The 21,912-nt window shown below is 67.2% G+C and carries 19 protein-coding genes and 1 other RNA gene; 12 read left to right on the top strand and 8 right to left on the bottom strand.

Translation table 11 applies throughout. From position 1 onward, the window contains the following. The first annotated feature begins 113 nt into the window (after positions 1-113). On the top strand, positions 114-1,487 hold the full coding sequence (rimO, locus tag ACCQ12_RS12715) for a 30S ribosomal protein S12 methylthiotransferase RimO (RefSeq protein WP_166748946.1): 1,374 nt from the start codon (positions 114-116) through the stop codon (positions 1,485-1,487). Positions 1,488-1,641: 154 nt separating this feature from the next. Here the strand turns inward: rimO and greB are convergent, their stop codons facing one another. Continuing rightward, positions 1,642-2,148 carry a transcription elongation factor GreB gene (greB, locus tag ACCQ12_RS12710; RefSeq protein WP_184439109.1) on the bottom strand — a complete coding sequence of 169 codons (507 nt, stop codon included), beginning with the start codon at positions 2,146-2,148 and terminating at the stop codon, positions 1,642-1,644. A gap of 111 nt (positions 2,149-2,259) precedes the next feature. Between greB and ACCQ12_RS12705 the strand changes: the two genes are divergently transcribed. Continuing rightward, positions 2,260-3,726, top strand: coding sequence for a rhomboid family intramembrane serine protease (locus ACCQ12_RS12705; protein WP_372381875.1), 1,467 nt, complete (start codon positions 2,260-2,262; stop codon positions 3,724-3,726). A 4-nt stretch (positions 3,727-3,730) separates the two neighbouring features. Here the strand turns inward: ACCQ12_RS12705 and ACCQ12_RS12700 are convergent. Together ACCQ12_RS12700 and ACCQ12_RS12695 are read right to left on the bottom strand one after the other, a co-directional pair. Next, positions 3,731-3,806, bottom strand: a non-coding RNA gene (locus tag ACCQ12_RS12700) — sX9 sRNA. 128 nt (positions 3,807-3,934) lie between these two features. After that, positions 3,935-5,206: a hypothetical protein gene (locus ACCQ12_RS12695; RefSeq protein WP_372381874.1), complete on the bottom strand. Its 1,272-nt coding sequence runs from the start codon at positions 5,204-5,206 to the stop codon at positions 3,935-3,937. Between the two features lie 221 nt (positions 5,207-5,427). Here ACCQ12_RS12695 and ACCQ12_RS12690 point away from each other — a divergent pair, with 221 nt between their 5' ends. Further along, positions 5,428-6,027 (top strand): NUDIX domain-containing protein, encoded by a 600-nt coding sequence (locus tag ACCQ12_RS12690; RefSeq protein WP_372381873.1) that lies wholly within the window; start codon positions 5,428-5,430, stop codon positions 6,025-6,027. A 207-nt stretch (positions 6,028-6,234) separates the two neighbouring features. Here ACCQ12_RS12690 and ACCQ12_RS12685 read toward each other — a convergent pair whose 3' ends face one another. Continuing rightward, positions 6,235-6,756 carry a hypothetical protein gene (locus ACCQ12_RS12685; RefSeq protein WP_372381872.1) on the bottom strand — a complete coding sequence of 174 codons (522 nt, stop codon included), beginning with the start codon at positions 6,754-6,756 and terminating at the stop codon, positions 6,235-6,237. A 24-nt stretch (positions 6,757-6,780) separates the two neighbouring features. Beyond that, positions 6,781-8,286: a helicase HerA-like domain-containing protein gene (locus ACCQ12_RS12680; RefSeq protein ID WP_372381871.1), complete on the bottom strand. Its 1,506-nt coding sequence runs from the start codon at positions 8,284-8,286 to the stop codon at positions 6,781-6,783. A gap of 284 nt (positions 8,287-8,570) precedes the next feature. Here ACCQ12_RS12680 and ACCQ12_RS12675 point away from each other — a divergent pair, with 284 nt between their 5' ends. Further along, positions 8,571-10,154, top strand: coding sequence for a transglycosylase SLT domain-containing protein (locus tag ACCQ12_RS12675; RefSeq protein ID WP_047693195.1), 1,584 nt, complete (start codon positions 8,571-8,573; stop codon positions 10,152-10,154). A gap of 407 nt (positions 10,155-10,561) precedes the next feature. Here ACCQ12_RS12675 and asd read toward each other — a convergent pair whose 3' ends face one another. Next, positions 10,562-11,404: an archaetidylserine decarboxylase gene (asd, locus tag ACCQ12_RS12670; protein WP_372381870.1), complete on the bottom strand. Its 843-nt coding sequence runs from the start codon at positions 11,402-11,404 to the stop codon at positions 10,562-10,564. Further along, a complete protein-coding gene (locus tag ACCQ12_RS12665) occupies positions 11,401-12,051 on the bottom strand; it encodes an SCO family protein (RefSeq protein WP_166745094.1) in 651 nt (216 codons plus the stop codon). The genes asd and ACCQ12_RS12665 overlap by 4 nt, the downstream gene beginning before the upstream one ends. Positions 12,052-12,131: 80 nt before the next feature. Here ACCQ12_RS12665 and prmB point away from each other — a divergent pair, with 80 nt between their 5' ends. The 8 genes from prmB to ACCQ12_RS12625 all read left to right on the top strand — a co-directional run bounded on the left by prmB (position 12,132) and on the right by ACCQ12_RS12625 (position 20,552). Further along, positions 12,132-13,058: a 50S ribosomal protein L3 N(5)-glutamine methyltransferase gene (gene prmB, locus ACCQ12_RS12660; protein WP_047693191.1), complete on the top strand. Its 927-nt coding sequence runs from the start codon at positions 12,132-12,134 to the stop codon at positions 13,056-13,058. A 10-nt stretch (positions 13,059-13,068) separates the two neighbouring features. Beyond that, positions 13,069-14,172, top strand: a complete 1,104-nt coding sequence (aroC, locus tag ACCQ12_RS12655) for a chorismate synthase (protein ID WP_372381869.1) — start codon at positions 13,069-13,071, stop codon at positions 14,170-14,172. After that, the gene (locus tag ACCQ12_RS12650; protein ID WP_355604016.1) at positions 14,165-15,238 is read left to right on the top strand and encodes a 2-hydroxyacid dehydrogenase; all 1,074 of its coding nucleotides are present in this window, start codon (positions 14,165-14,167) and stop codon (positions 15,236-15,238) included. The genes aroC and ACCQ12_RS12650 overlap by 8 nt, the downstream gene beginning before the upstream one ends. Positions 15,239-15,321: 83 nt before the next feature. Further along, positions 15,322-16,347, top strand: coding sequence for an aspartate-semialdehyde dehydrogenase (locus ACCQ12_RS12645; RefSeq protein ID WP_039566622.1), 1,026 nt, complete (start codon positions 15,322-15,324; stop codon positions 16,345-16,347). A gap of 200 nt (positions 16,348-16,547) precedes the next feature. Next, complete coding sequence (locus tag ACCQ12_RS12640; protein ID WP_506191661.1) at positions 16,548-18,545, top strand: motility hub landmark protein FimV; 1,998 nt, start codon at positions 16,548-16,550, stop codon at positions 18,543-18,545. Further along, complete coding sequence (locus ACCQ12_RS12635; RefSeq protein WP_372381868.1) at positions 18,542-18,934, top strand: VOC family protein; 393 nt, start codon at positions 18,542-18,544, stop codon at positions 18,932-18,934. The genes ACCQ12_RS12640 and ACCQ12_RS12635 overlap by 4 nt, the downstream gene beginning before the upstream one ends. Before the next feature lie 179 nt (positions 18,935-19,113). Continuing rightward, positions 19,114-19,887, top strand: a complete 774-nt coding sequence (gene truA / locus ACCQ12_RS12630) for a tRNA pseudouridine(38-40) synthase TruA (protein ID WP_372381867.1) — start codon at positions 19,114-19,116, stop codon at positions 19,885-19,887. After that, on the top strand, positions 19,884-20,552 hold the full coding sequence (locus ACCQ12_RS12625) for a phosphoribosylanthranilate isomerase (protein WP_047693184.1): 669 nt from the start codon (positions 19,884-19,886) through the stop codon (positions 20,550-20,552). The genes truA and ACCQ12_RS12625 overlap by 4 nt, the downstream gene beginning before the upstream one ends. 341 nt (positions 20,553-20,893) lie before the next feature. Here ACCQ12_RS12625 and ACCQ12_RS12620 read toward each other — a convergent pair whose 3' ends face one another. After that, positions 20,894-21,820, bottom strand: coding sequence for a LysR family transcriptional regulator (locus tag ACCQ12_RS12620; RefSeq protein ID WP_372381866.1), 927 nt, complete (start codon positions 21,818-21,820; stop codon positions 20,894-20,896). Between the last annotated feature and the right edge of the window lie 92 nt (positions 21,821-21,912).

The following is a 21,912-nucleotide window of genomic DNA, read 5'->3' as shown; positions in this document are numbered from 1 at the left end:
TTCGCAAAGCCGACCCCGCTGGCGAGGAACGGCGGTTCAGAGCGCTGCCCGCGCGCCGCTATAATTGGCCCTGCCCAGGCCCCAGGCCGCTCCACTCCCAGGCTCCTGCTTCCATGTCCCAGCTGAACCCCAAAGTCGGCTTCGTCAGCCTTGGCTGCCCGAAGGCGCTCGTCGATTCCGAACGCATCCTCACCCAGCTGCGCGTGGAGGGCTACGACATCGTGCCCAGCTACGACGCAGCCGACGTGGTGGTGGTCAATACCTGCGGCTTCATCGATTCGGCGGTGACCGAATCGCTGGATGCGATCGGCGAGGCGATGAACGCCAACGGCAAGGTGATCGTCACCGGCTGCCTGGGCAAGCGCCCGGAGCAGATCCGCGAGGCCTACCCGCAGGTGCTGGCGGTGTCCGGCCCGCAGGACTACCAGAGCGTGATGGAAGCGGTGCACGCCGCGCTGCCGCCGCGGCACGACCCGTTCGTGGATCTGGTGCCGGACTACGGCATCAAGCTGACGCCGCGGCATTACGCTTACTTGAAGATTTCCGAAGGCTGCAACCATCGCTGCAGCTTCTGCATCATCCCCTCGATGCGCGGCGATCTGGTCTCGCGTCCGGTGGACGAAGTGTTGCGCGAGGCCGAACGGCTTGTGCGCGGCGGGGTCAAGGAGCTGCTGGTGGTCTCGCAGGACACCTCCGCCTACGGCGTGGATCTGAAATACGCCGAGCGCCCGTGGCGCGACCGCATGTACCAGACCCGCATGAAGGCGTTGTGCGAAGGCCTGTCCGAGCTGGGCGTGTGGACGCGCCTGCATTACGTCTATCCGTACCCACACGTGGACGACGTCATTCCGCTGATGGCCGAAGGCAAGCTGCTGCCGTATCTGGACATCCCGTTCCAGCACGCCAGCCCGCGCATCCTCAAGCTGATGAAGCGCCCGGGCGCGGTGGACAAGACCCTGGAGCGCGTACAGCGCTGGAAGGCGATGTGCCCGGAGATCACCGTGCGCTCGACCTTCATCGTTGGCTTCCCCGGCGAGACTGAGGCCGAGTTCGCGTCCATGCTGGACTTCCTGGACCAGGCGCAGCTCGATCGCGTCGGCGCGTTCGCATACTCGCCGGTGGATGGCGCCAGCGCCAATGCGCTGCCGGATCAGGTGCCGGAAGAGGTCAAGCAGGAGCGCCTGGCGCGCTTCATGGCCAAGCAGGCGGAGATCTCTGCGCTGCGTCTGGAAGCCAAGATCGGCAGCGTGCAGCAATGCCTGGTGGATCTGATCGAAGACGACATCGCGGTGGCACGTTCGCGCGCGGACGCACCGGAAATCGACGGCCTGGTGCATATCCAGAACGGCGGCGAGCTCCAGTTGAAGGTGGGCGACCTGGTCGACGTGGAAATCACCGACAGCGACGAGCACGACCTGTTCGGCGATGCGCTGCCGGCCAATGGCGCGATCCAGCAAGGGCGGTCGTTGAATCTGCAGATGGTGTAACCGGCCACGTGTCGGGACACCGCCGTCCGTAGCAGCGCGCTTGTGCGCGATGACGCCTTATCGATACAGCCCCATCGCGTACACGTGCGCTCCGGCGCGCGCCAAGGTCATCCAGGCCCCGGCCGCCGAGCGTCAGCGGAATGCGATCACGCGGCTACTGGCCGGTGTAATCCACCGACACCACCACGAAGCTGTGCTTGCCAGACGGCAGTTGCGCGTCGAATTCGTCGTCCACGCGCTTTTTCAGCAGCGCGCGCGCCAGCGGCGAATCGATGCTGATCCAGCCGCGTGCGGCATCGGTTTCGTCCGGGCCGACGATGCGGTAGCGCAGCAGCTCGCCGCTGTCGGCATCTTCCAGTTCCACCAGCGCGCCGAAAAACACCGCCTGCGGGTCGGTGGGCGCGGTGTCCACCACGCGCAGCGCTTCCAGGCGCTTGCTCAGGTAGCGCACGCGGCGGTCGATCTCGCCCAGCTGCTTCTTGCGATAGGTGTACTCCGCGTTTTCCGAGCGGTCGCCTTCCGCAGCGGCCGCAGCCAGCGCGCGCACCACCTCCGGCCGGCGCACGCGCCACAGCTCTTCCAGCTCGGCCTTGAGGCGCCCATGGCCTTCCGGGGTGATCAGTGCGGTGCTTTTTTCGGCAGGCGGGCGCCAGCGGCTCATGATGGGGCGGGGCATCGAACGGCGGGGGCGCGATGCTAGCGCGCATGGCGTGCTTGCGCATCTGCCGCCGCGCAGCGAAGCTTTGCGCCATTCTCGGACACGGATGTCGTCATGCTGCTCATGCCGCTGCACAAACCCTGGTCGCGCCAGAACATTCCCTGGGTGACGCTGCTGCTGGTGCTGATCAACGTGGTCGTCTACGTCGGTTATCAGCGCAAGGACGATGCGCTGGTCGAGGATGCCGTGCGCTACTACGTCGACTCCGGGCTGGGCACGCTGGAAGCGGCGGCGCACGCCCGCTATCTGGAACAGACCAGCGACCCCAGGTTGCGTGCTGCGCGGCAGGGCAAGCTGGCTGCCGCTCCTGCGCGCCAGCGCACCGCCTATCTGGCCCACCTGACGATGCACGATGTCGCCTTTGCGCAGGCGTTGCGCGGCGGCACGCTGTTCAACAACGAAGAACAGCTGCGCCAATGGCAGGGCTTGCGTGCGCCGTACGACGCGCGGCTGTCCAAGGTATTCACGTTGCGCCATCTGCAACGCAGTTCCGAATGGTCGCCGGCGCGCATGCTGTCGGCCACCTTCCTGCATGGAGACCTGAATCATCTGTTCGGCAACATGGTGTTTCTGCTGGCGCTGGGCACCTTGCTGGAAGGTGCGATCGGCAGCGGATGGTTCCTGCTGCTGTACCTGGCGGGCGGCTTCGGCGCCAGTGCGGCGAGCCTGTGGTGGCGTTGGGGCCAGCCCGGTGGCGGGCTGGGCGCGTCCGGCGCCATTGCCGCACTGATGGGCGCATTTTGCGTGGTCTGGGGCCGCCGCCGGGTGCGGTTCTTCTACTGGTTTTTCGTGGTGTTCAACTACGTGCGTGGGCCTGCAATCCTGTTGCTGCCGCTATGGTTGGGCTGGGAAATCTACAGCCTGCTGTGGAGCGAGAACGGCTCGGTGGCGTTCGAGGCGCATGCCGGCGGCCTGGTCAGTGGCGCGCTGCTGGGCGCGATCCTCGTAGCCACGCGTCAGATCCGCCCGGGGTTCATGGACGAGCACGAGCCTGCGCAGGCCGACGACCGCTGGGCGCGCGCGCAGTCGCATCTGGGGCGTATGGAAAACCGTGAGGCAGAGCGGTTGCTGGCCGAGCTGGCCGACGAAATGCCGCAGAGCCTGGAAATCGCGTTGGCGCGCTACCGCGTTGCACGCAATGCCGGGAGCAGGCAGGACACGCTGCGACACGCGCAGACCATGTTGCGGCTTCCGTCGTATACGGCAGAACAGACGCGGCTCCAGTTGGGCGTGGCAGCAGAGCTGGGCAAGGACCTGGCCCTGTGCGAGCTGCCGGCTCGCATGGCCTTGGTCGACGCCTGCCTCAGCAACGGGCTGCTGGCCGATGCCGAGCGTGTGTTGAAGGACTGCGAAAGCGACGCGCCGCGAGCCGAGCTTGCCCAGCGATGGTTCGTGCTGGCACTGCGCCACGGCGACCTGCACGCCGGGGAGCAGCGCACGCGTTTGCTGCGCCAGGTGCTGGACCAGTTTCCCGAGCAGGGGCAGGCGGCCAAGGCGCGGTTTCTGCTCGAGAACGGATGAGCGTGGCGAACGACACCTGGCGAGCCGTTGCCAGGTAGGGGAAGGCGACGCGGAGGAGGCGGAGTGCGCGCGTGGTACCTGCCGATTCGAACATCTGCCGCGCCCGGCTGGCAATGAGCGCAGTGGTTTTGTCAGCGGCTATCAGTTGGCCGCAGCCATGGGCCGACGTGCCACGCTGACGATCGCTTGCGCTCCTGCGCGGCTGTCTTTACGCCGGCTGGATCGCAACCGCGCGCAATGCCGCATCCAGCTTTGCGCGCTGCGCTGCATCGTCGCAGCGCGCCGTTGCGTGTTGCAGCAGCGCACGTGCCTGGTCGTCGCGGCCGAAGCGCTCGGCCAGCATCAGGCCCGCATCCAGCGACCAGCTCGGCAGCATCGGGTCGCGCGGCCAGGCTGCGATGGCGGCCAGCAAGCCATCGGTGGCCAGCTGGAATTGCCCGGCCATCTTGGCGCGCTCGGCCAGCAGGGTGGCCTGCTCCGGCAGCATCGGGGTGAATGCAGGGTCGCTGTCCAGCGCTTCGCGCTGCAGTGCGAGCGCGCGGCGTTCCTGCCTTTCCTGCAGCAGGCGGTTGATGTAGTGCCGGGTGTGTTCGTGTAGTTCGTCGCTGCGATGGTGCTGTCGGAGCAGGCGCTGATACAGCTCGTGCACCGCCAGGCTCACCGCACGCGAGCGCACCGCACCGCGCACTGCCTGAAAGGCCTCGTCGGTGTGACCCTCGCGCACATGGTGTTCGGCTTCATCGAGCAGGCGCTGATCCGGATCGGCACGTTCCTGCACGTCGCCACCACTGGGGGTATAGCCCAGCGCTTCGTGGTACTGGTAGACCAGATACCCCATCAGATGGAAGCTGGCGAACAGGGCCCAGATGGAGGCCACCAGCGTGGTCGCCTCGCGCACGATGGGCGGCAGATATGTCAGTGCAATGAACGCCGCCGCCGTGCCGCTGCCCTGGATCACATACAGCAGCCCGTAGGCGGCCAGATATGGCCAGCCGATGCGCATCGCCATGTCGATCGATACCGCAGGGTTCAATGCGCGCCGCAGGCTGCCGTCGATGGCAAGCGAAATGAGCATGCCGGGCAACAGCAACAGGGTTGCCACATAGGCGATGGTCAGCCCGAACGGGCCCGCGACCACGGCGGCGGCGCCGATCACGATGCCCAGCGCGATGGCCAGCAGGATCAGGCGCAGCACCGCGCTGTCGAAGCTGTTGTATCCGAGCCGGGGCGCATCGGCTTGCCCATCGGCGGTGTGGCGCAGGATGTCGAAGGCGTAGGTGTAGGTCGCCATGCCCAGCACGCCCATGACCAGCAGCTTCAGAATGCCCGGCAACACCAGCAATGCACTGCATAGCGTCAGCGCGATCAGCGCATACAGCGCCGAGCCGCGCAGCGGGTAAGTGGCAATGGCGGGAATGCGGGTCCAGAACGGCGCAGGCGCGGCCTGCGCGGCCTTGCGCGCGCGAAAACGGTCTTCCATGACGCTCCCCAAGCGTGTGATGTGAAGGGATTGTGCGACGATGCGCGGCCTCGCGCAATTGGGCGTTGAGGCCTTTCGGCCACTGCGGTCCGGGCGGGTCAGCTGCCTGCGGCCTGCCGCTCGCTGTCGCCGGTTCGCCGCGGGGCCGCGCGCCCCAGATGCCATGCGCTTCCCATGCCATCCCATGGCGCCTGTCCTTTTCCTATCGCAAGGAGCTCCGCGTGAATCCATCGACCCTGGACACCCCGCAGGTCCGCATTCGCAGCATCGATGTGCTGTCCGACAACTGGTATGTGCTCCGCAAGGTCACCTTCGACTTCCTGCGCAAGGACGGCCGTTGGCAGACCCTGTCGCGCGAGGCATACGACCGCGGCAACGGCGCCACCATCCTGCTCTACAGCCGCGCCAGGCAGACGGTGATGTTGACCCGGCAATTTCGCCTGCCCACCCTGCTCAACGGCAATCCGGACGGCCTGTTGATCGAGGCCTGCGCCGGCCTGCTCGATCAGGACGATGCGCTGACCTGTATCCGCAAGGAAACCGAAGAGGAAACCGGCTATCGCATCGACAACGTGCGCAAGGTCTTTGAGGCTTTCATGAGCCCGGGCTCGGTCACCGAGCGGCTGTACTTCTTCGTCGGCGAATATTTCGACGGGGACAAGGTGAGCGAAGGCGGCGGCGTCGAAGAGGACGGCGAGGAGATCGAGGTGCTGGAAATGTCACTCGACGATGCGCTGGCAATGATCGGCTCCGGCGACATCGCCGATGCCAAGACCATCATGCTGCTGCAGTACGCCAAGCTGCATGGCGTGCTGGACTAGCTCGCGTATGAGCACCCGTGAGCGCAAGCGTTGCAAGGCGGCTTGTCTTGGGTTGGAACCTGCAAGCCGACAAAGTCACGCGGCTTACGCGTGACAAGGCAGGTAAACCGCATCAGCAGAATCGTGACGGCCAGTCCACCAGGAGCCTGCTTAAAAGTCGCTTGTCACGCGCCAAAGGCCTTCACGCGAAGATAGGGCGCGCCGCCGTCAGCGCGTTCTTCGCAGCACCTTGTCGTCGTATTCCGGTGATCTGCCGCTATGGCAATTGTGCCCGTCTTGAACGAGAAGGTACGTGGGATGCTGGTCGTCGCTGGAGGGAGGATCCTCTTCGACGGCAAACCCGTAGATGTTCGGCCCTACCAGCGGATCGTCGGCGTCGATGAAGTTGAGTACCAGGCAGCTGCCGATCCGCTCGTCCATGTCCCAGGAGCCGGTTATGGTACGCGGCGCGTCATTTACGTGGCCGCCAGCGATACAGAAGGTTTTCAACGTATAGCGCTGCATATTTCTGCTCGGAGTCGGCATCGAAAGCGAAAGCTCGGCACCGACCACGCGGCAGTCTTGCGTATAGGACTCGAGTTGCCCGGTGTAGTGACCGGTCAACAGTTGCTGACGCTCCAGGGGCCAGAGATCGCTCCGGTGTGCCGGTTCGGCTGCGGCCGTGCCGGCGGCAGCCATCGCGATGGCCATCGCGCAGGCCAGTCGGGTGTTCTTTGCGTCCTTGCTCATGGCATTCCTTGGTGGGCTTCGAGCTCAGCGCTTTCCGCCAAAAATACTTCCAAAAATACCGCGCACGATCTGCTGCCCGATCTTGCTGCCGATGGTGCGCGAGGTCTGCTTGGCCATCGTTTCCAGCATGCCCTGGCGACGCCCGGTGCCGAACACGGCATCCTTGACCGCCTTGCCGAAGCCGCTGTCCTGCGCGTCCTCCTGCTCGCGGCTACGCGCGGGCGGGGCAGCGGTCTGCGTGGCCACCTGTTCCACGCGGCGTGCCAGCAGTTCGGCGGCCGATTCGCGATTGATCGCGGTGTCGTAGCGGGTACCAACCGGGCTGGCCGCGCGGACCTGCGCGCGTTCGGGCGCGCTGATGGCGCCCATGCGGCAACGCGGCGGTGCGATCAGCGTCTGCTGCACCGGCGCCGGCACGCCCTTGCCCTGCAACGGCGATACCAGGGCTTCGCCGGTGCCCAGGCTGGAAATGGCGCTGGCCACGTCGAGCTTGGGATTGGCGACGAAGGCCTGCGCGGCGGTCTTGACCGCCTTCTGGTCACGCGGGGTGTAGGCGCGCAATGCGTGCTGCACGCGGTTGCCGAGCTGGCCGAGGATGGTGTCCGGGATGTCGTCGGGAAACTGCGAGCAGAAATACACCCCAACGCCCTTGGAGCGAATCAAGCGCACCACCTGTTCGATGCGCTGCACCAGCGCGGCCGGCGCATCGTCGAACAGCAGGTGCGCCTCGTCGAAGACGAACACCAGCTTGGGCTGGTCCAGGTCGCCCACTTCCGGCAAGCCCTCGAACAGTTCGGACAACAACCACAGCAGGAAGGTGGAATACAGCTTCGGCTTGAGCACCAGTTGATTGGCCGCCAGGATGCCGATCACGCCGCGACCATCCGGGGCCACGCGCATCAACTCGGCCAGTTCCAGCGTCGGTTCACCGAAGAACTGCTCGCCGCCGTCCTGCGCCAGCCGCAGCAGCGCGCGCTGGATCGCGGCCACCGACTGCGCCGACACCAGCCCGTAACTGGTGGACAGTTCCTTGCGCTCTTCCACCACCAGCGCCAGCAACGCGCGCAGGTCGTCCAGATCCAGCAGCAACAGGCCACGGTCGTCGGCGAGTTTGAACACGATGTCGAGTACGCCGGACTGGGTGTCGTTGAGTTCCAGGATGCGCGCAAGCAGGGTGGGGCCCATTTCGCTCACGGTGGTGCGCACCGGGTGGCCGAGCTGGCCGAACAGGTCCCAGAACACCACCGGGCTGGCGGCCGGCGCGTAGTCGGCGATGCCCACATCCGTGGCGCGCTGCAGCACACCGGGCGCGCCGTCGCCGGCCACGGCCAGCCCGGCGACGTCGCCCTTCACGTCGGCCAGGAACACCGGCACCCCCAACCGCGAAAAGCCTTCGGCCAGGGTCATCAGGGTCACGGTCTTGCCGGTGCCGGTGGCGCCGGCCACCAGGCCATGCCGATTGCCGAAGCGGCCTTCCAGGGTGACCGGGATGTCGTCGGTAACGCCTTTGCCGAGCAGGAACGAGGCCATGGCACAGATCCGGTGAAAGAAAGACGCCGATTCTAGCGGGCAACCTCACTCGTCCAGGCGGGCGGTAACGACGAGGGGGGCTGGCCCTGCGATCGGGTTGGCATGCCTGCGGCGCGGGGCGGTCGGCGCTGTGCCGTCCCGTCCTCGAACCGCCGTACCGACGCGATGTCGCTGCATGTCGCCCGCTCGCCAAGCTAACGGGCCCTGACCCTGGCGTCCGCCGCGCCTTGCCCCGGTATCGCCCCGGCGGCTACCCTGCCTGCCTTTCCGCTGTACTGCCTACGATGCCGCTCGCTCATTTTGGTTTGCGCCCATGGCCTGTCCTGGCTGTGGTGGCGCTGATGTCTGTCGTCCCCGCCGCCCACGCGATCTCCAAACGCGACACGGAGAAGGCCGCCGCGCTCGATGCGCGCATGGCCGCCGCCGAAAAGCGCTACCGCGATGCGCTGGTGCTGGTGAACAACTCCGATCCGAAGGGCACCGCCGAGGGCGACGCTGCACTGGAGGACATGGAGGACGTCATCGACGCCTGCATCAAGCAGCGCGGTTGCCTGGTCGCCAATCAACTGGCCACCTACAAGCGCCTGCTCAAGGCGCGCGCCGATGCCGAAGCGCCGGCTGCCGAAGACCCGGAAGATGACGACACCCTGCTGCAGGCCGACCCCGACCATCTCGGCCCGGCTTCCAACGGCGTGCCCGAGGCGGCGCGGGCGGCGACGCTGCTCAACGACCAGCGCCATGAGTTCGACAAGATGGTGCAGTACAACCCGGCGGTGCAGGCCGGCATCCGGCGCTGGCTGACCGACATGCGCCCGGCGCTGATGACCAGCTACGACAACTACAGCAACCTGCGCGGGGTGATGTGGCCGGAATGGCAGAAGCGCGGGCTGCCGGAGGCGCTGCTGTTCGGCATCATGGCCAAGGAATCCAACGGCAAGGTGCACGCCAATTCGCGCGCCGGCGCGGCCGGACTGATGCAGTTCATGCCGGCCACCGGGCGCCGTTTCGGGCTGGGCCCGGACGGCACCGGCTTCGACACGCGCTTCGATGCACGCAGCGCCGCCGAAGCCAGCGCCGCCTATCTCAACGAGCGCATGGCCGGGCTCAACCGCAGCATCGAGCTGGCACTGGCCGCCTACAACGGCGGCGAAGGGCGCGCGGCACGCGTGTTCTCGCAGTTCGGCGGGCGCGGCTTCTGGGAACAGGATGTCTATAACCAGTTCCCGGCCGAAACCAAGGACTACGTGCCGATGGTGATCGCGGCGGCGTGGATCTTCCTGCACCCGCGACAGTACGGCGTGGACTTCCCCAAGCTCGACGCGCAGCCGGCCACGCTCAAGCTGGCCAAGTCGACCACGATCTACGAACTCACCATTTGCCTGGGTGGCATGGGCGCGCGTGATGGCTACATGCGTGCGCTGCGCAACCTCAACCCGCGCTACGAATCCGATGGCTGGATTCCGGCCGGCACCGTCATCAACGCCACCAATCGCATCGCCAGCCTGTACACGCGTTACTGCGTGAGCGGCCCGCGTGCGGACCTGGCACGCACCCTGATCACGGCCGATCTCAACAACGCCATCGTGCGCAGCAGCGCATCGCCCGAGTACACGCCAAGCGTGGCGGTCGGCGACGTGAGCCCGATGGCCGGCGTGCCGACCACCGTGGCCACCGGCCAGCCGGCGGTCGCCAAGCCCAAGGCCAGGCAGGCGCGCAGCTACACCATCGCCAAGGGCGACACGCTCGGCCGCGTGGCGAACAAGTACCAGTGCGAGATCAAGGAGCTGGCCAAGGCCAACGGCCTGAAGGCGCCGGCGTACGCGCTCAAGCCGGGGCAGAGCATCAAGCTGGCGGGCTGCGACCGCTGAGTTGCGCAGGTGGTGCCGTACTGATGGCCGCACCCTTCAGACGGCGGTGCGCATCGGCCTGAACCCGCTGGCGTGGGAGCAGGCCAGGCCGCGCGAATGCCGCTCCGTTAGCCCGGGTCTGGGCAGCGTGTTTTCAATCGAAGGCTTGGCAAACGGCGCGCGGGTGTGCGACGCCTTGTCGGGAATGCCTCGTCGCGGCAAGGTCCGCTCCTACGATGGCGGCGAGCGCACGACAAGGCTGCTTGCCGTAGGAGCGGACCCGGCCGCGACGAAGCCGTCCAGGTAGTCCTGTTGTGTGCAGTGTGTTGCGTTATCTGGGCTGAGCAAAACGGCGCGCGTAGGGGCGACGCATCATTGGGAATGCCTGGCCGCGACCAGGTCCGCTCCTAAGACGGTGTCGTTGCAATTCACTGGCGACGCGCAAGCGCTTGCCCCAGCCGCACCGATGTCTCGGCAGCAAGTGCAGCATCGAGCGTGGCCACACCCGGCGGCAGCAACACGATCACGGTCGAGCCGTAGTTGAAGCGGGCCATCTCCGCAAACCGATCCAGCACGATGCCCTTGCCGCGGTAATCCTTGCGGGTGATGCGGTCGCCATAGCGCGGAATCTCCACGCCGCTCCAGACCGTCTCCACGCCGGAGACCAGCAGCGCGCCCACCATCACCGACGCCATCGGGCCAAAGTCGGTGTCGAAGTGGCACACCAGCCGCTCGTTGCGCGCGAACAGGCGCGGCACATTGCGCACCGCGTCCGGGCCCACGCTGAACAGCCGGCCGGGCACATGCACGGTTTCGCGCAGGGTGCCGGTCCACGGCATGTGTACGCGGTGATAGTCCTTGGGCGACAGGTACACGGTGGCGAACAGGCCGTTGTTGAACGGCACTGCGGCTGCTTCGTCGCCGAGCAACTCGGCGGCGGTGAACGACTGCCCCTTGGCCTGGAAAATGCGGCCGTTTTCGATCGGGCCGAGCTGGCTGATGCGGCCGTCGGCCGGCATCAGCAACGCTGTCGGGTCGGCATCCGGCACGCGTGCGCCGGGTTTCAAGGCGCGGGTAAAAAACGCATTGAAGGTGGGGTAGGCGCGCGGGTCAGGCTGCTGCGCTTCGCTCAGGTCCACGCCGAACTTGCGCGTCACCGTGTCGATCAACCACTGCTTGGTGGATGGCGTATCGGAATAGGCCAGCGCGCGCGCCAGCGAAGACAGCAACCGGTGCGGCAGCACGTAGGTCAGGGAAGTGACGAGACTCACGGGGCGGTTACCTTGGTCAGCTGTTGGAGATCGGCGGCAATCGCCTTCGGGTCGAGCGGGGGACGGATCAGCCCGGCCAGGCGGCCTTGCGGATCGAGCACGGCGATGCCGGCCGAATGATCCATGCTGTAGTCGTTGGGATTCTGCGCATAGCCCTTGCCCGGCACCTTCTGGAACACGAAGCCCAGCGCCGTGGCAAAGCGCTCCAGCGCCGGAACATCGGCCGTGGCGGCCAGGGTGTCCTTGTGGAAGGCATGCGCGTATTCGCCCAGCCGCGCGGGCGGGTCACGCTGCGGGTCCACCGAGACGAACAACACGCGCGGGCGCAGGCCATCGGGAATGCTTTCCCACTGCTGCTGCGCCACCGCCAGATCGGTCAGCGTGGTCGGGCACACGTCCGGGCAGAAGGTGAAGCCCAGAAACACCAGCGTCCAATGCCCCTTCAGTTCACCTGGCACCAGCTGGGTGCCGTCGGACTGGCGCAGGCTGAACTGCGGCAGCGGGCGCGGCTGCGGGTAAAAGGTGATGGTTTGGGTGGGGGGCCAGGGCGAGCTGGGCGTGCCGCCGAGGAACTTCTGCCCCAGCAAGAGCCCCAGGCCGGCGGCCAGCGCCACCAGCAGCACGATGCCGGTATTGCGATTGAACATGGCGGTTTCCAGTGCAACGGACGCTCATGATACCGATCCGACCTCTATAATCGGGGGCCGATTCCTCTTTAGTTGTTGCCATGACTGCCGCCGCGGCCGACGAACTGCACACCATCATCGACCTGATCCGCTACGGCACCAGCCGTTTCAATGCAGCCGGTCTGACCTTCGGCCACAGCTATGACAACGCGCTGGACGAAGCCACCCAGCTGGTGCTGCACAGCCTGCATCTGCCGCACGACCTGGGCCCGGCCTACGGCCAGGCGCGTCTGCTGCGTGAGGAAAAAGAGCGGGTACTCGGCCTGTTCGAGCGTCGCATCACCGAGCGCGTCCCGGCGGCGTACCTGACCGGTGAGGCCTGGTTCGCCGGGCTGAGTTTCAAGAGCGACGCGCGTGCGCTGGTGCCGCGCTCGCCGATCGCCGAACTCATCGAAGCCGGCTTCGAGCCCTGGCTGGGCGGCCGCGAAGTCACCCGCGCGCTGGACCTGTGCACCGGCTCGGGCTGCATCGCCATTGCCATGGGCCACTACAACCCGCACTGGGACGTGGATGGCGTGGACATCAGCGACGACGCGCTGGCACTGGCTGCCGACAACAAGGCGCGCCTGCATGCCGACAACGTCACCCTGCTCAAGTCGGACCTGTTCACTGGCCTGGCCGGGCGTCGGTACGACCTGATCGTCACCAACCCGCCGTACGTCACCAACGACGAAACCGATGCGCTGCCGCAGGAGTATTCCTACGAGCCCGAACTCGGCCTGCGTGCAGGCGACGATGGCCTGGATCTGGTGCTGAAGATCCTGCGCGATGCGCCGCAGCACCTGAGCGAAGACGGCTTGCTGATCTGCGAAGTGGGCGAGTCCGAGCAGCACCTGATCAAGCTGCTGCCGGAGGTGGATCTGGCCTGGGTCGAGTTCAAGGTCGGGCAGATGGGCATCTTTGCGGTGGAATGCCGTGAGCTGATCGCACACCACGCGCGCATCAGCGAGCTGGCCGCGCAGCGATGAGCCTGCGCGCATGAGTGCCAATTCGTTCGGCAAGCTGTTCACCGTCACCACCTTCGGCGAATCGCACGGGCCGGCCATCGGCTGCGTCGTCGATGGCTGCCCGCCCGGCCTGGAAATCGCGCCGGAAGAGTTCACCCACGACCTGCAGCGGCGTGCCACCGGCAAGAGCCGGCATACCTCCGCGCGCCGCGAGGCCGACGCCATCGAGATCCTGTCCGGCGTGTACGAAGGCCGCACCACCGGCACGCCGATCGGGCTGCTGATCCGCAACACCGATCAGCGCAGCAAGGACTACAGCAACATCGCCCAGCAGTTCCGCCCCGGCCATGCGGATTACACCTATTGGCAGAAATACGGCATCCGCGACCCGCGCGGTGGCGGACGTTCGTCGGCGCGCGAAACCACCATGCGTGTGGCCGCCGGTGTCATCGCCAAGAAGTGGCTCAAGCAGCGTTACGGGGTGCTGGTGCGCGGATTTCTCTCGCAGCTGGGCGAAATCCGCCCGACCGGTTTCGACTGGGATGCGGTGGAAGACAACCCGTTCTTCTGGCCGCACGCCGCGCAGGTGCCGGAGCTGGAAAGCTACATGGATGCGCTGCGCAAGTCCGGCGATTCGGTCGGCGCGCGCGTGGACGTGGTGGCCGGCGGCGTGCCGGCAGGCTGGGGCGAGCCGATCTACGGCAAGCTCGATGCCGAACTGGCCGCCGCCTTGATGAGCATCAATGCGGTCAAGGGCGTGGAGATCGGCGACGGTTTCGCCAGCGCGGCGCAGAAGGGCACCGAACACCGCGACCTGATCACCCCGGAAGGCTTCCTTAGCAATCATGCCGGCGGCATTCTGGGCGGCATCTCCACCGGCCAGGCGGTCACCGCCTCGATGGTGCTCAAGCCCACCTCCAGCCTGCGCCTGCCCGGCGCCACGGTGGATGCCGACGGCAGCGTGGTCGATGTGATCACCACCGGCAGGCACGACCCATGCGTGGGCATCCGCGCCACCCCGATCGCCGAAGCGATGATGGCGCTGGTGTTGATGGACCAGGCGCTGCGTCATCGCGCCCAATGCGGCGACGTCGGCGAGGTGTCGCCCCGCATTCCCGGTCAGATCGATGTCTGATACGCGGCGCGCCAAGGTGTGGGTCAGCCAGCCGCTGTTCGACGATGTCGTCGCGCAGCTGGGCGAGCATTTCGAGCTGACCACCACCGAGCTCGTCAGCGCGTATTCGCCGGCCGAACTGGCCGCGCAACTGGCATCGCAGGACGGTGCCTTGATCACCCTCAACGAGCGCATCGGCGCGGCCGAAATCGCGGCGGCGCCGCAGCTGCGCGCCATCGCCAATGTCGGCGTGGGCTACAACAATCTCGACATCGAGGCGCTGAGCGCGGCCGGCATCCTGGCCAGCAATACGCCCGACGTGCTCACCGAAACCACCGCCGATCTCGGCTTCGCGTTGCTGATGGCCACCGCGCGCCGCATCACCGAAGCCGAGCGCTGGCTGCGCGACGGGCAGTGGGGGCAATGGTCGTTCAAGACCATGCTCGGCGCCGATATCCACGGCAGCACGCTCGGCATCCTGGGCATGGGCCGGATCGGGCAGGGCATCGCACGCCGCGGCGCACACGGCTTCGGCATGCGTGTGCTGTATCACAACCGCAGCCAGCTGCCGGCCGCCACCGAACAGGCGCTGGGCGCGCAGTACGTCGATTTCGAGACGTTGCTGGCGCAGTCAGATCACCTGCTGCTGGTGCTGCCGTACACCAAGGATTCGCACCACATCATCGATGCGGCGGCGCTGGGCAAGATGCGCCCTACCGCCACGCTGGTGAACATCGCCCGCGGTGGCATCGTCGATGAGCTGGCGCTGGCCGATGCGCTGGCCAACGGGCGCCTGGCCGGTGCCGGCCTGGATGTCTACGAAGGCGAGCCGCGCGTGCGCCCGGAACTGCTGGCGCTGCGCAACGTGGTGCTCACCCCGCATATCGGCAGCGCCAGCCTGGCCACGCGCCGCGCGATGGTGCAGCTGGCGGTGGACAACCTGATCGCTGCGCTGGGCAAAGGCCCCAATGCCGGCCATCCGCCGAGCGCGCTCAATGCCGATGCGGTTGCCGCTGCCAAACAGGGCGGCACCGGTGTGGACGCGAAAAAGACCGGCGTCACCGGCACGATTTCGACCAAACGATAGGGAACCTCCGCGGCCAGCTTTGGAGGTTCCCCGAACCCAGCGCGCAGTGCTTCCTCTTTTCCCTTTTCGATGAAGACAAACTCATGAGCAACGAAAACCGTCGTTTCAACGTCGCGGTCGTGGGCGCCACCGGCGCAGTCGGCGAGACCATGCTGAGCATCCTGGCCGAGCGCAATTTCCCGGTCGCCACCCTGTACGCGCTGGCGTCGTCGCGTTCGGCCGGCGGGCAGGTGGAATTCAACGGCGGCAAGGTCGATGTGCTGGACCTGGCCGAATTCGACCCCACCGGCGTGGACATCGCGCTGTTCTCCGCAGGAGGCAGCGTGTCCAAGGAGTACGGCCCCAAGTTCGCTGCGGCCGGTGCGGTGGTGATCGATAATTCCTCCGCGTTCCGTTACGACGACGACGTGCCGCTGGTGGTCTCCGAAGTGAACCCGGAAGCACTCAAGCAGCGCCCGCGCGGCATCGTGGCCAACCCCAATTGCTCGACCATGCAGATGCTGGTGGCGCTGGGCCCGATCCACCGTGCGTACGGTATCGAGCGCATCAACGTGGCGACCTACCAGTCGGTCTCCGGCGGTGGGCGTTCGGCGATGGAAGAACTGGGCAAGCAGACCAGCGAGCTGCTGAGCTTCCAGGACATCGACCCGCAGCGCTTTCCGGTGCAGATTGCCTTCAACCTGATCCCGCACATCGACGACTTCCAGGACAACGGCTACACCAAGGAAGAGATGAAGCTGGTCTGGGAGACCCGCAAGATCCTCGGCGACGACAGCATCCAGGTGAACCCGACGGCAGTGCGCGTGCCGGTGTTCTACGGCCACTCCGAAGCGGTGGCGATCGAAACCCGCGACAAGATCACCGTCGAGCAGGCGCGTGCCCTGCTGGCTGCATCGCCGGGCGTGGAAGTGGTGGACGAGCGCAAGCCTGGCGGCTACCCGACCCCGGTGACCCATGCCTCCGGCAAGGACGCGGTGTTCGTCGGCCGCATCCGCGAAGACTTCTCGCACCCGCGTGGCCTGAACCTGTGGATCGTCTCCGACAACATCCGCAAGGGCGCTGCACTCAACGCGGTGCAGCTGGCCGAACTGGTCGCCCAGGAAGGCTGATCCGTCGGCTGCGTAGGGGCGCGCTTGCGCGCGATGGGGCTTTCCCGGTGAAGCCCCACCGCGCACAAGCGCGCTCCTACCGATGACCTGACGCATGGATGTCGCATTGCGACGGCTTGTGCGCTCTGCACGGGGTCGCCGACTTTTTCGCTCATCCAGCGGCTATATTGATGCCCATGAAACATAGGGGCAGGGGCGCGATGCGTCCGATACACGGGTTGGGTGCGTTGCTGCTGATGGCCTGCAGTGGCGCAGCCATGGCATTGGGGCTTGGCGATATCCGGGTGCTGTCCAAGCCCGGGCAGCCGTTGGTGGCCGAAATTCCGGTCATCTCCAACGAGCCGGGCGAGCTCGACAACGCCCGCGTGGCACTGGCGTCGGCCACCACCTTCGCGCGCGTCGGACTGGAGCGGCCGCAGGGTCTGGTCAGCAGTCTGCAGTTCCAGTTCGCGCAGGATGCGCGCGGGCGGGCGGTGATCCGGGTGACCAGCAGTCAGCCGGTGGATCAACCGGCGATCAACTTCCTGATCGAAGTGGAGTGGGGCCAGGGCCGTTTGGTGCGCGAGTACGCCGCCCTGGTCGATGCGCCCAACACCGCTGCCGCGATCGCCGAGCCCGCCATCGAGGCGCCGCGCGCCGGCGCCAGCAATACCATCGCCCGTGAGCCGGCGGCTGCGCAGGCGGCGGTCGAACGCGCTGTGCAGGGCGCTCCCAGTGCCGCCGCGGCGCCCTCACGGCCCGCCCCGGCCACCACCGCGGCGTCGCAGGCCGGCGATGTGCTGCCGGCCGTGCGCTCGGGCCAGACCTTGTCGGAGATCGCGGCGCGCCTGGCACGTTCCAGCGGGCATTCGCTGGACCAGACCATGCTGGCGCTGCTGCGCACCAATCCCGATGCCTTCGTCAACGGCAACATCAATCGACTGAAGCAGGGCGCAGTGCTGCGCACCCCGCAGGAAGACGCGCTGGCGCAGGTCGGTGCTGCCGAAGCCACCGTGATGGTGCGCGAGCAGGCTGCCCAGTGGCGTCAGGCGCGGTCGGCCATTCCGCAACCGGCCGATGCCGGTGCCGCGGCGGCGACAGCCCCGGCCCCGCCCGCGTCCACCGCACCCGGTGCCGGCGCGCGGCTCGAAATCGCCCCGGCAGTGGCGAGTCAGACCAACACCGCCGGCGCTACGTCCGGCACCAGTGCCGAAGGCGAGGGCGAGATGGCGGCCAACCAACAGTTGCAACAGGCCAAGGAAGACATCGCCACCCGCGATGCGGAATTGCAGGACCTGCGCTCACGCGTGGCCGATCTGGAAAAGCTCAAGCAGCAGCAGCAAGCCTTGATCGCGATGAAGGACACCGACCTGGCCGCCGCGCAGAAGCGCCTTGCCGAGGCGCCGCAGGCAGCACCGCAAGGTGGTGGCTTCCCGCTGTGGCTGATCGGTGGGCTGGTGCTGATCGTGGCCGCGGTTGTCGCGTGGCTGGCCGCGCGTCGCCGCAAGCCCTCGCCGTTGCCGCCGTTGCCGCGGCGCCAGTTCGATTTCGTGCCACCGGTCGCGCCGGCCGATGGCGGCGAGCCGCAGGACGAGGTGCACGCCACCGAGCCGAGCGAGCGCGATGTGGTGGACGAAACCGAATTCGAACAGGTCGACCTGCGCGAAGACGAGCGCACCCATGACGTGCAGCCGCCGTTGTCGGAGGTGCTGCGGCGCGAGCCGCTGCTGTCCGAGCCAGCGGCGCCGCCGCCGGTGGTCAACAGCGACGAGTGGCGTTCGCTGCGTGCCACCCCGGCGGCATCGTCGCCACCGGCCGCCGCGTTCCAGGCCACCGATGCCCCGTTCCCGTCTGACGCGTCGCAGGCGCCCGAGCAGGCCGAGCCTGTCCAGCCCGTGCACGCGGAGCGCGCGCCCGACCTCGGCGTCCCATCCGCGGGAGCGTCGGCTGCGCACGATGGCGTCCAGGACGGCTTCGACGTCGAACGCGCGGCCCAGGATGTCGTTCCGGCCCCTGCGACTCCGCTGGCAGCGGCTGCACCCGGCGCGGTGGGCCGCAGGGAGGTTGCCTCCGCAGGCCGTGACCGCCTGGAACTGGCGGTGGCGTACATGGACCTGGGCGACAAGGACACGGCGCGCGGCCTGCTGCTGGAAGTTGCGGCCACCGGCGATGATGCCACCCGCGCCGAAGCCGCCGAACTGCTGGAACGCCTGGCATGAGCCCGGCCATGGACAGCCTTGCGGTGCGCGAGCGACGGATCGACTACGTGGAGTTCGCATCCACCGATCCCGATGCCAGCCGGGCCTTCTTCGAAACCGTGTTCGGCTGGCAGTTCCAGGCCTACGGGCCGGACTACCTGGCCTTCAACGACGGCCGCCTGGATGGCGGCTTCTACCGCGCCGGCACGCCCGCTCCGGCAGAAGGCGGCCCCCTGGTCGTGCTGTATGCCGACGACCTGACGCCGATGCTCGATCGGGTGCGCGCCGCCGGCGGCGAGATCGTCAAGCCGGTCTTCGGCTTTCCGGGTGGCAGCCGGTTCCACTTCCGCGAGCCCGGCGGCACCACGCTGGCCGTGTGGTCCGAGCGCACGATCGCGTCAAACGACTGACCGCGCGCCTGTGTGAGCCGCGTGCTACCGCGGCTCGCCATCGGCCGATGCTATCGGACAACGCTGCTCGTACACTTCACCTTCTCCGCACAGCGGGGCTGTGCTGGCACCTGCCTGCGATGGCGGCGTCGGCATGACCGGCGTTCGGTTTCATCGATTCATTCATAGGGCAGGTACCGATGCGTTACGCGCTGGGCGTGGAATATGACGGCAGCGAGTTTCAGGGCTGGCAGCAACTGGGCGAGCATGGCGGGCCGAGCGTGCAGGCCAGCCTGCAGACGGCGCTGTCGTCGGTGGCCGATGCCCCGACCCAGGTGGTCTGCGCAGGGCGAACCGACGCCGGCGTGCATGGCGAATGCCAGGTGGTGCACTTCGACAGCGATGCGCGACGTCAGCCGCGTGGCTGGATGCTGGGCACCACGGCGCGGCTGCCGGCTTCGATCGCGGTGCGCTGGTGCGTGCCCGTTGCCGACGACTTCCATGCGCGCTTTTCCGCGCGCGCCCGGCGGTATCGCTACCGCCTGCTGAATCGTCAGATCCGCCCGGCACTGTATCGGCAGACGCTGAGCTGGGAACGTCGGCCGCTCGATGCCCAGGCCATGCATGCTGCCGCCCAGGCCTTGCTGGGCGAAAACGACTTCAGCGCGTTTCGCAGCGTGCAATGCCAGGCCTTGCATGCGCGTCGCAACCTGCAGGCAATCAGCGTGCAGCGCATCGGCGAAGTGGTGGAGGTGCAGGTGCAGGCCAATGCATTCCTTCATCACATGGTGCGGAATATTGTGGGCTCGCTGATGTTGGTCGGAACCGGCGAACAGCCGGCCGACTGGATCGCGACGTTGCTCGCCGGGCGCGACCGCACGGTTGCCGGGCCGACAGCGCCGCCACAAGGTCTGGTGTTTATCGGGCCTCTGTATCCTGCAGAGTGGCTTCTGCCCGCCGAGGTGACCCAATGAATCGATCGCTGTACCGCACCCGTATCAAGTTCTGTGGCATGACCCGCGCCGGTGACATCCGACTGGCCGGGGAGCTGGGTGTGGACGCGGTAGGTTTCATCTTTGCCCACGGCAGCCCGCGCCGCGTGGCGCCGGCCGAGGCGCGCGCCATGCGCCAGGCCACCGCGCCGATGGTCGATGTGGTGGCCCTGTTCCGCAACAATTCCAAGGAAGAAGTGCGTGAGGTGGTGCGTACCGTGCGCCCGACCCTGCTGCAGTTCCACGGCGAGGAAGACGACGCGTTCTGCCGCAGTTTCAACCTGCCGTATCTGAAGGCCGTGCCGATGGGCAGCGCCGGCGTGAACGGCGAAGACGCCAATGCACGCACGCTGCAGCTGGCCTATCCCAATACGGCCGGTTTCCTGTTCGATAGCCATGCACCTGGCGCTGGCGGCGGTACCGGCAAGACCTTCGACTGGTCGCGACTCCCCACCGGCTTGCACCGCCCATTTCTTCTTGCCGGCGGCATCACCGCCGACAATGTGTTCGACGCGATCGTCGCGACGCTGCCCTGGGGCGTGGATGTCTCCAGTGGTGTGGAACTTGCGCCCGGCATCAAGGATGGCCACAAGATGCGCAAGTTTGTCGAAGAGGTGCGCCGCGCCGATTGTCACGAGATGGGGTGAGGTCGGGAGTCGGGATTCGTAACAGCGGTGGGTTGAGGCGATTGGTTGATTGGGCAAGGCGTGCGCGTCTGCGCGCTGGCAGTTTCTGCCTTCGATCAGGTGGGCAGCTTTAGACTCGCGCGTTGTTGTTATTCCGGTTGCGCTGAGGTGGAGCCTGTCCGCTTGAGCGATTCAGTCAGTGACCGCAGCTTTCCCGCTTGCGATGCCTAGACGTGTCGTTCCGCGCCTCGTTGGTAGCGACATCGGTGCGTGGTCTTTCGCCTGGTAATCGTGTCGTCGGTGCATGGTCGTTATCAGCCGTGCTGGCGCCGCGGTCGTGCGACGGCCGCTTGCGATGCGGCTCAGGTGGCTGCGGCATGCATGGCCGGCGAGGTGTGTTGATCGTTTGCCAGGGCGCTGCCTAGCCAATCCGCCAGCTGGGCGATGCGTGGGTCCGGGTTGCGCTTTGCGGCGCATAGCACCCAACGGCCGCGGGTGGCGGTAAATCCCCAGGGCGCCAGCAGGCGCCCGGCTGCCAGATCGGCCGCGACCAGGGCCTGTGGGGCGATCGCGATGCCCAGGCCCGCGGCGGCCGCCTCCAGCAGATAGACCAGATGTTCGAATTCGGTTCCCAGCCGCAACGCGTCGGGCGCCAGGCCGTGGGCCTGGGCCCATTCCGGCCACGCCTGTGGGCGCGAACGGGTGTGCAGCACGGCGTGATCGAGCAGGGCGGCCGGGCGGTTGCCAGCGAGCCGCAAGGCCGAGGCAAGGTGCGGGCTGAGCACCGGCCCGATCCATTCCACGCCCAGGTCATGCACCTGCCAGTTGCCGGGCCAGGGTGGGGTGTCCAGCAACAAGGCCGCGTCCAGGCCATCCAGATCCGCGCCGGGCGGTTGTTCGTTGGCCGACAGGTGCAGGCGCATGTCCGGAAGGTCGTGTTGCAACTGGCCCAGGCGCGGGATGACCCAGCGGGCAAGCAGGCTGCCGGAGCAGCCCAGCACCAATGGCGCCTCGGTGGCCGGGCGTCGCAGACCGGCCCAGGTGTCGGCAATCAGGGCGAACCCTTCCCCGGTGGCATCGCGCAAGCGCGCGCCGGCAGCGGTCAATACCAGGCCGCGGCCCTGGCGGACAAACAGGGCCGCACCCAGGGCGTGTTCCAGCGCGCGGACGTGGCGGCTGATGGCGCCATGGGTCACGTGCAGCTCCTGCGCCGCGCGGCTGACGCTCTGCAGGCGTGCGGCGGCTTCGAAGGCGCGCAAGGCCGCCAGTGGTGGGAGTAGACTGCTCATGTGTGAGCTCAGATCACAGGTTGCAGCAATCTTATCGATTTATCGCCGCCCCGGGCTGGGGTAGAGTGACGGCCTCGCGTATGACCGCACCG

The organism is Xanthomonas sp. NCPPB 1068, assembly GCF_041479385.2.
Classification (GTDB): Bacteria; Pseudomonadota; Gammaproteobacteria; order Xanthomonadales; family Xanthomonadaceae; genus Xanthomonas; species Xanthomonas cannabis.
The sequence above is the reverse complement of the archived record's forward strand: the minus strand, read 5'-3'. Positions and strand labels throughout refer to the sequence as shown.

Coding starts and splice junctions, on each gene's coding strand:
- rimO (WP_166748946.1), top strand. CDS start 114: ATGTCCCAGCTGAACCCCAAAGTCGGCTTCGTCAGCCTTGGCTGCCCG.
- greB (WP_184439109.1), bottom strand. CDS start 2,148: ATGAGCCGCTGGCGCCCGCCTGCCGAAAAAAGCACCGCACTGATCACC.
- ACCQ12_RS12705 (WP_372381875.1), top strand. CDS start 2,260: ATGCTGCTCATGCCGCTGCACAAACCCTGGTCGCGCCAGAACATTCCC.
- ACCQ12_RS12695 (WP_372381874.1), bottom strand. CDS start 5,206: ATGGAAGACCGTTTTCGCGCGCGCAAGGCCGCGCAGGCCGCGCCTGCG.
- ACCQ12_RS12685 (WP_372381872.1), bottom strand. CDS start 6,756: ATGAGCAAGGACGCAAAGAACACCCGACTGGCCTGCGCGATGGCCATC.
- ACCQ12_RS12680 (WP_372381871.1), bottom strand. CDS start 8,286: ATGGCCTCGTTCCTGCTCGGCAAAGGCGTTACCGACGACATCCCGGTC.
- ACCQ12_RS12675 (WP_047693195.1), top strand. CDS start 8,571: ATGCCGCTCGCTCATTTTGGTTTGCGCCCATGGCCTGTCCTGGCTGTG.
- ACCQ12_RS12665 (WP_166745094.1), bottom strand. CDS start 12,051: ATGTTCAATCGCAATACCGGCATCGTGCTGCTGGTGGCGCTGGCCGCC.
- prmB (WP_047693191.1), top strand. CDS start 12,132: ATGACTGCCGCCGCGGCCGACGAACTGCACACCATCATCGACCTGATC.
- aroC (WP_372381869.1), top strand. CDS start 13,069: ATGAGTGCCAATTCGTTCGGCAAGCTGTTCACCGTCACCACCTTCGGC.
- ACCQ12_RS12650 (WP_355604016.1), top strand. CDS start 14,165: ATGTCTGATACGCGGCGCGCCAAGGTGTGGGTCAGCCAGCCGCTGTTC.
- ACCQ12_RS12645 (WP_039566622.1), top strand. CDS start 15,322: ATGAGCAACGAAAACCGTCGTTTCAACGTCGCGGTCGTGGGCGCCACC.
- ACCQ12_RS12640 (WP_506191661.1), top strand. CDS start 16,548: ATGCGTCCGATACACGGGTTGGGTGCGTTGCTGCTGATGGCCTGCAGT.
- ACCQ12_RS12635 (WP_372381868.1), top strand. CDS start 18,542: ATGAGCCCGGCCATGGACAGCCTTGCGGTGCGCGAGCGACGGATCGAC.
- truA (WP_372381867.1), top strand. CDS start 19,114: ATGCGTTACGCGCTGGGCGTGGAATATGACGGCAGCGAGTTTCAGGGC.
- ACCQ12_RS12625 (WP_047693184.1), top strand. CDS start 19,884: ATGAATCGATCGCTGTACCGCACCCGTATCAAGTTCTGTGGCATGACC.
- ACCQ12_RS12620 (WP_372381866.1), bottom strand. CDS start 21,820: ATGAGCAGTCTACTCCCACCACTGGCGGCCTTGCGCGCCTTCGAAGCC.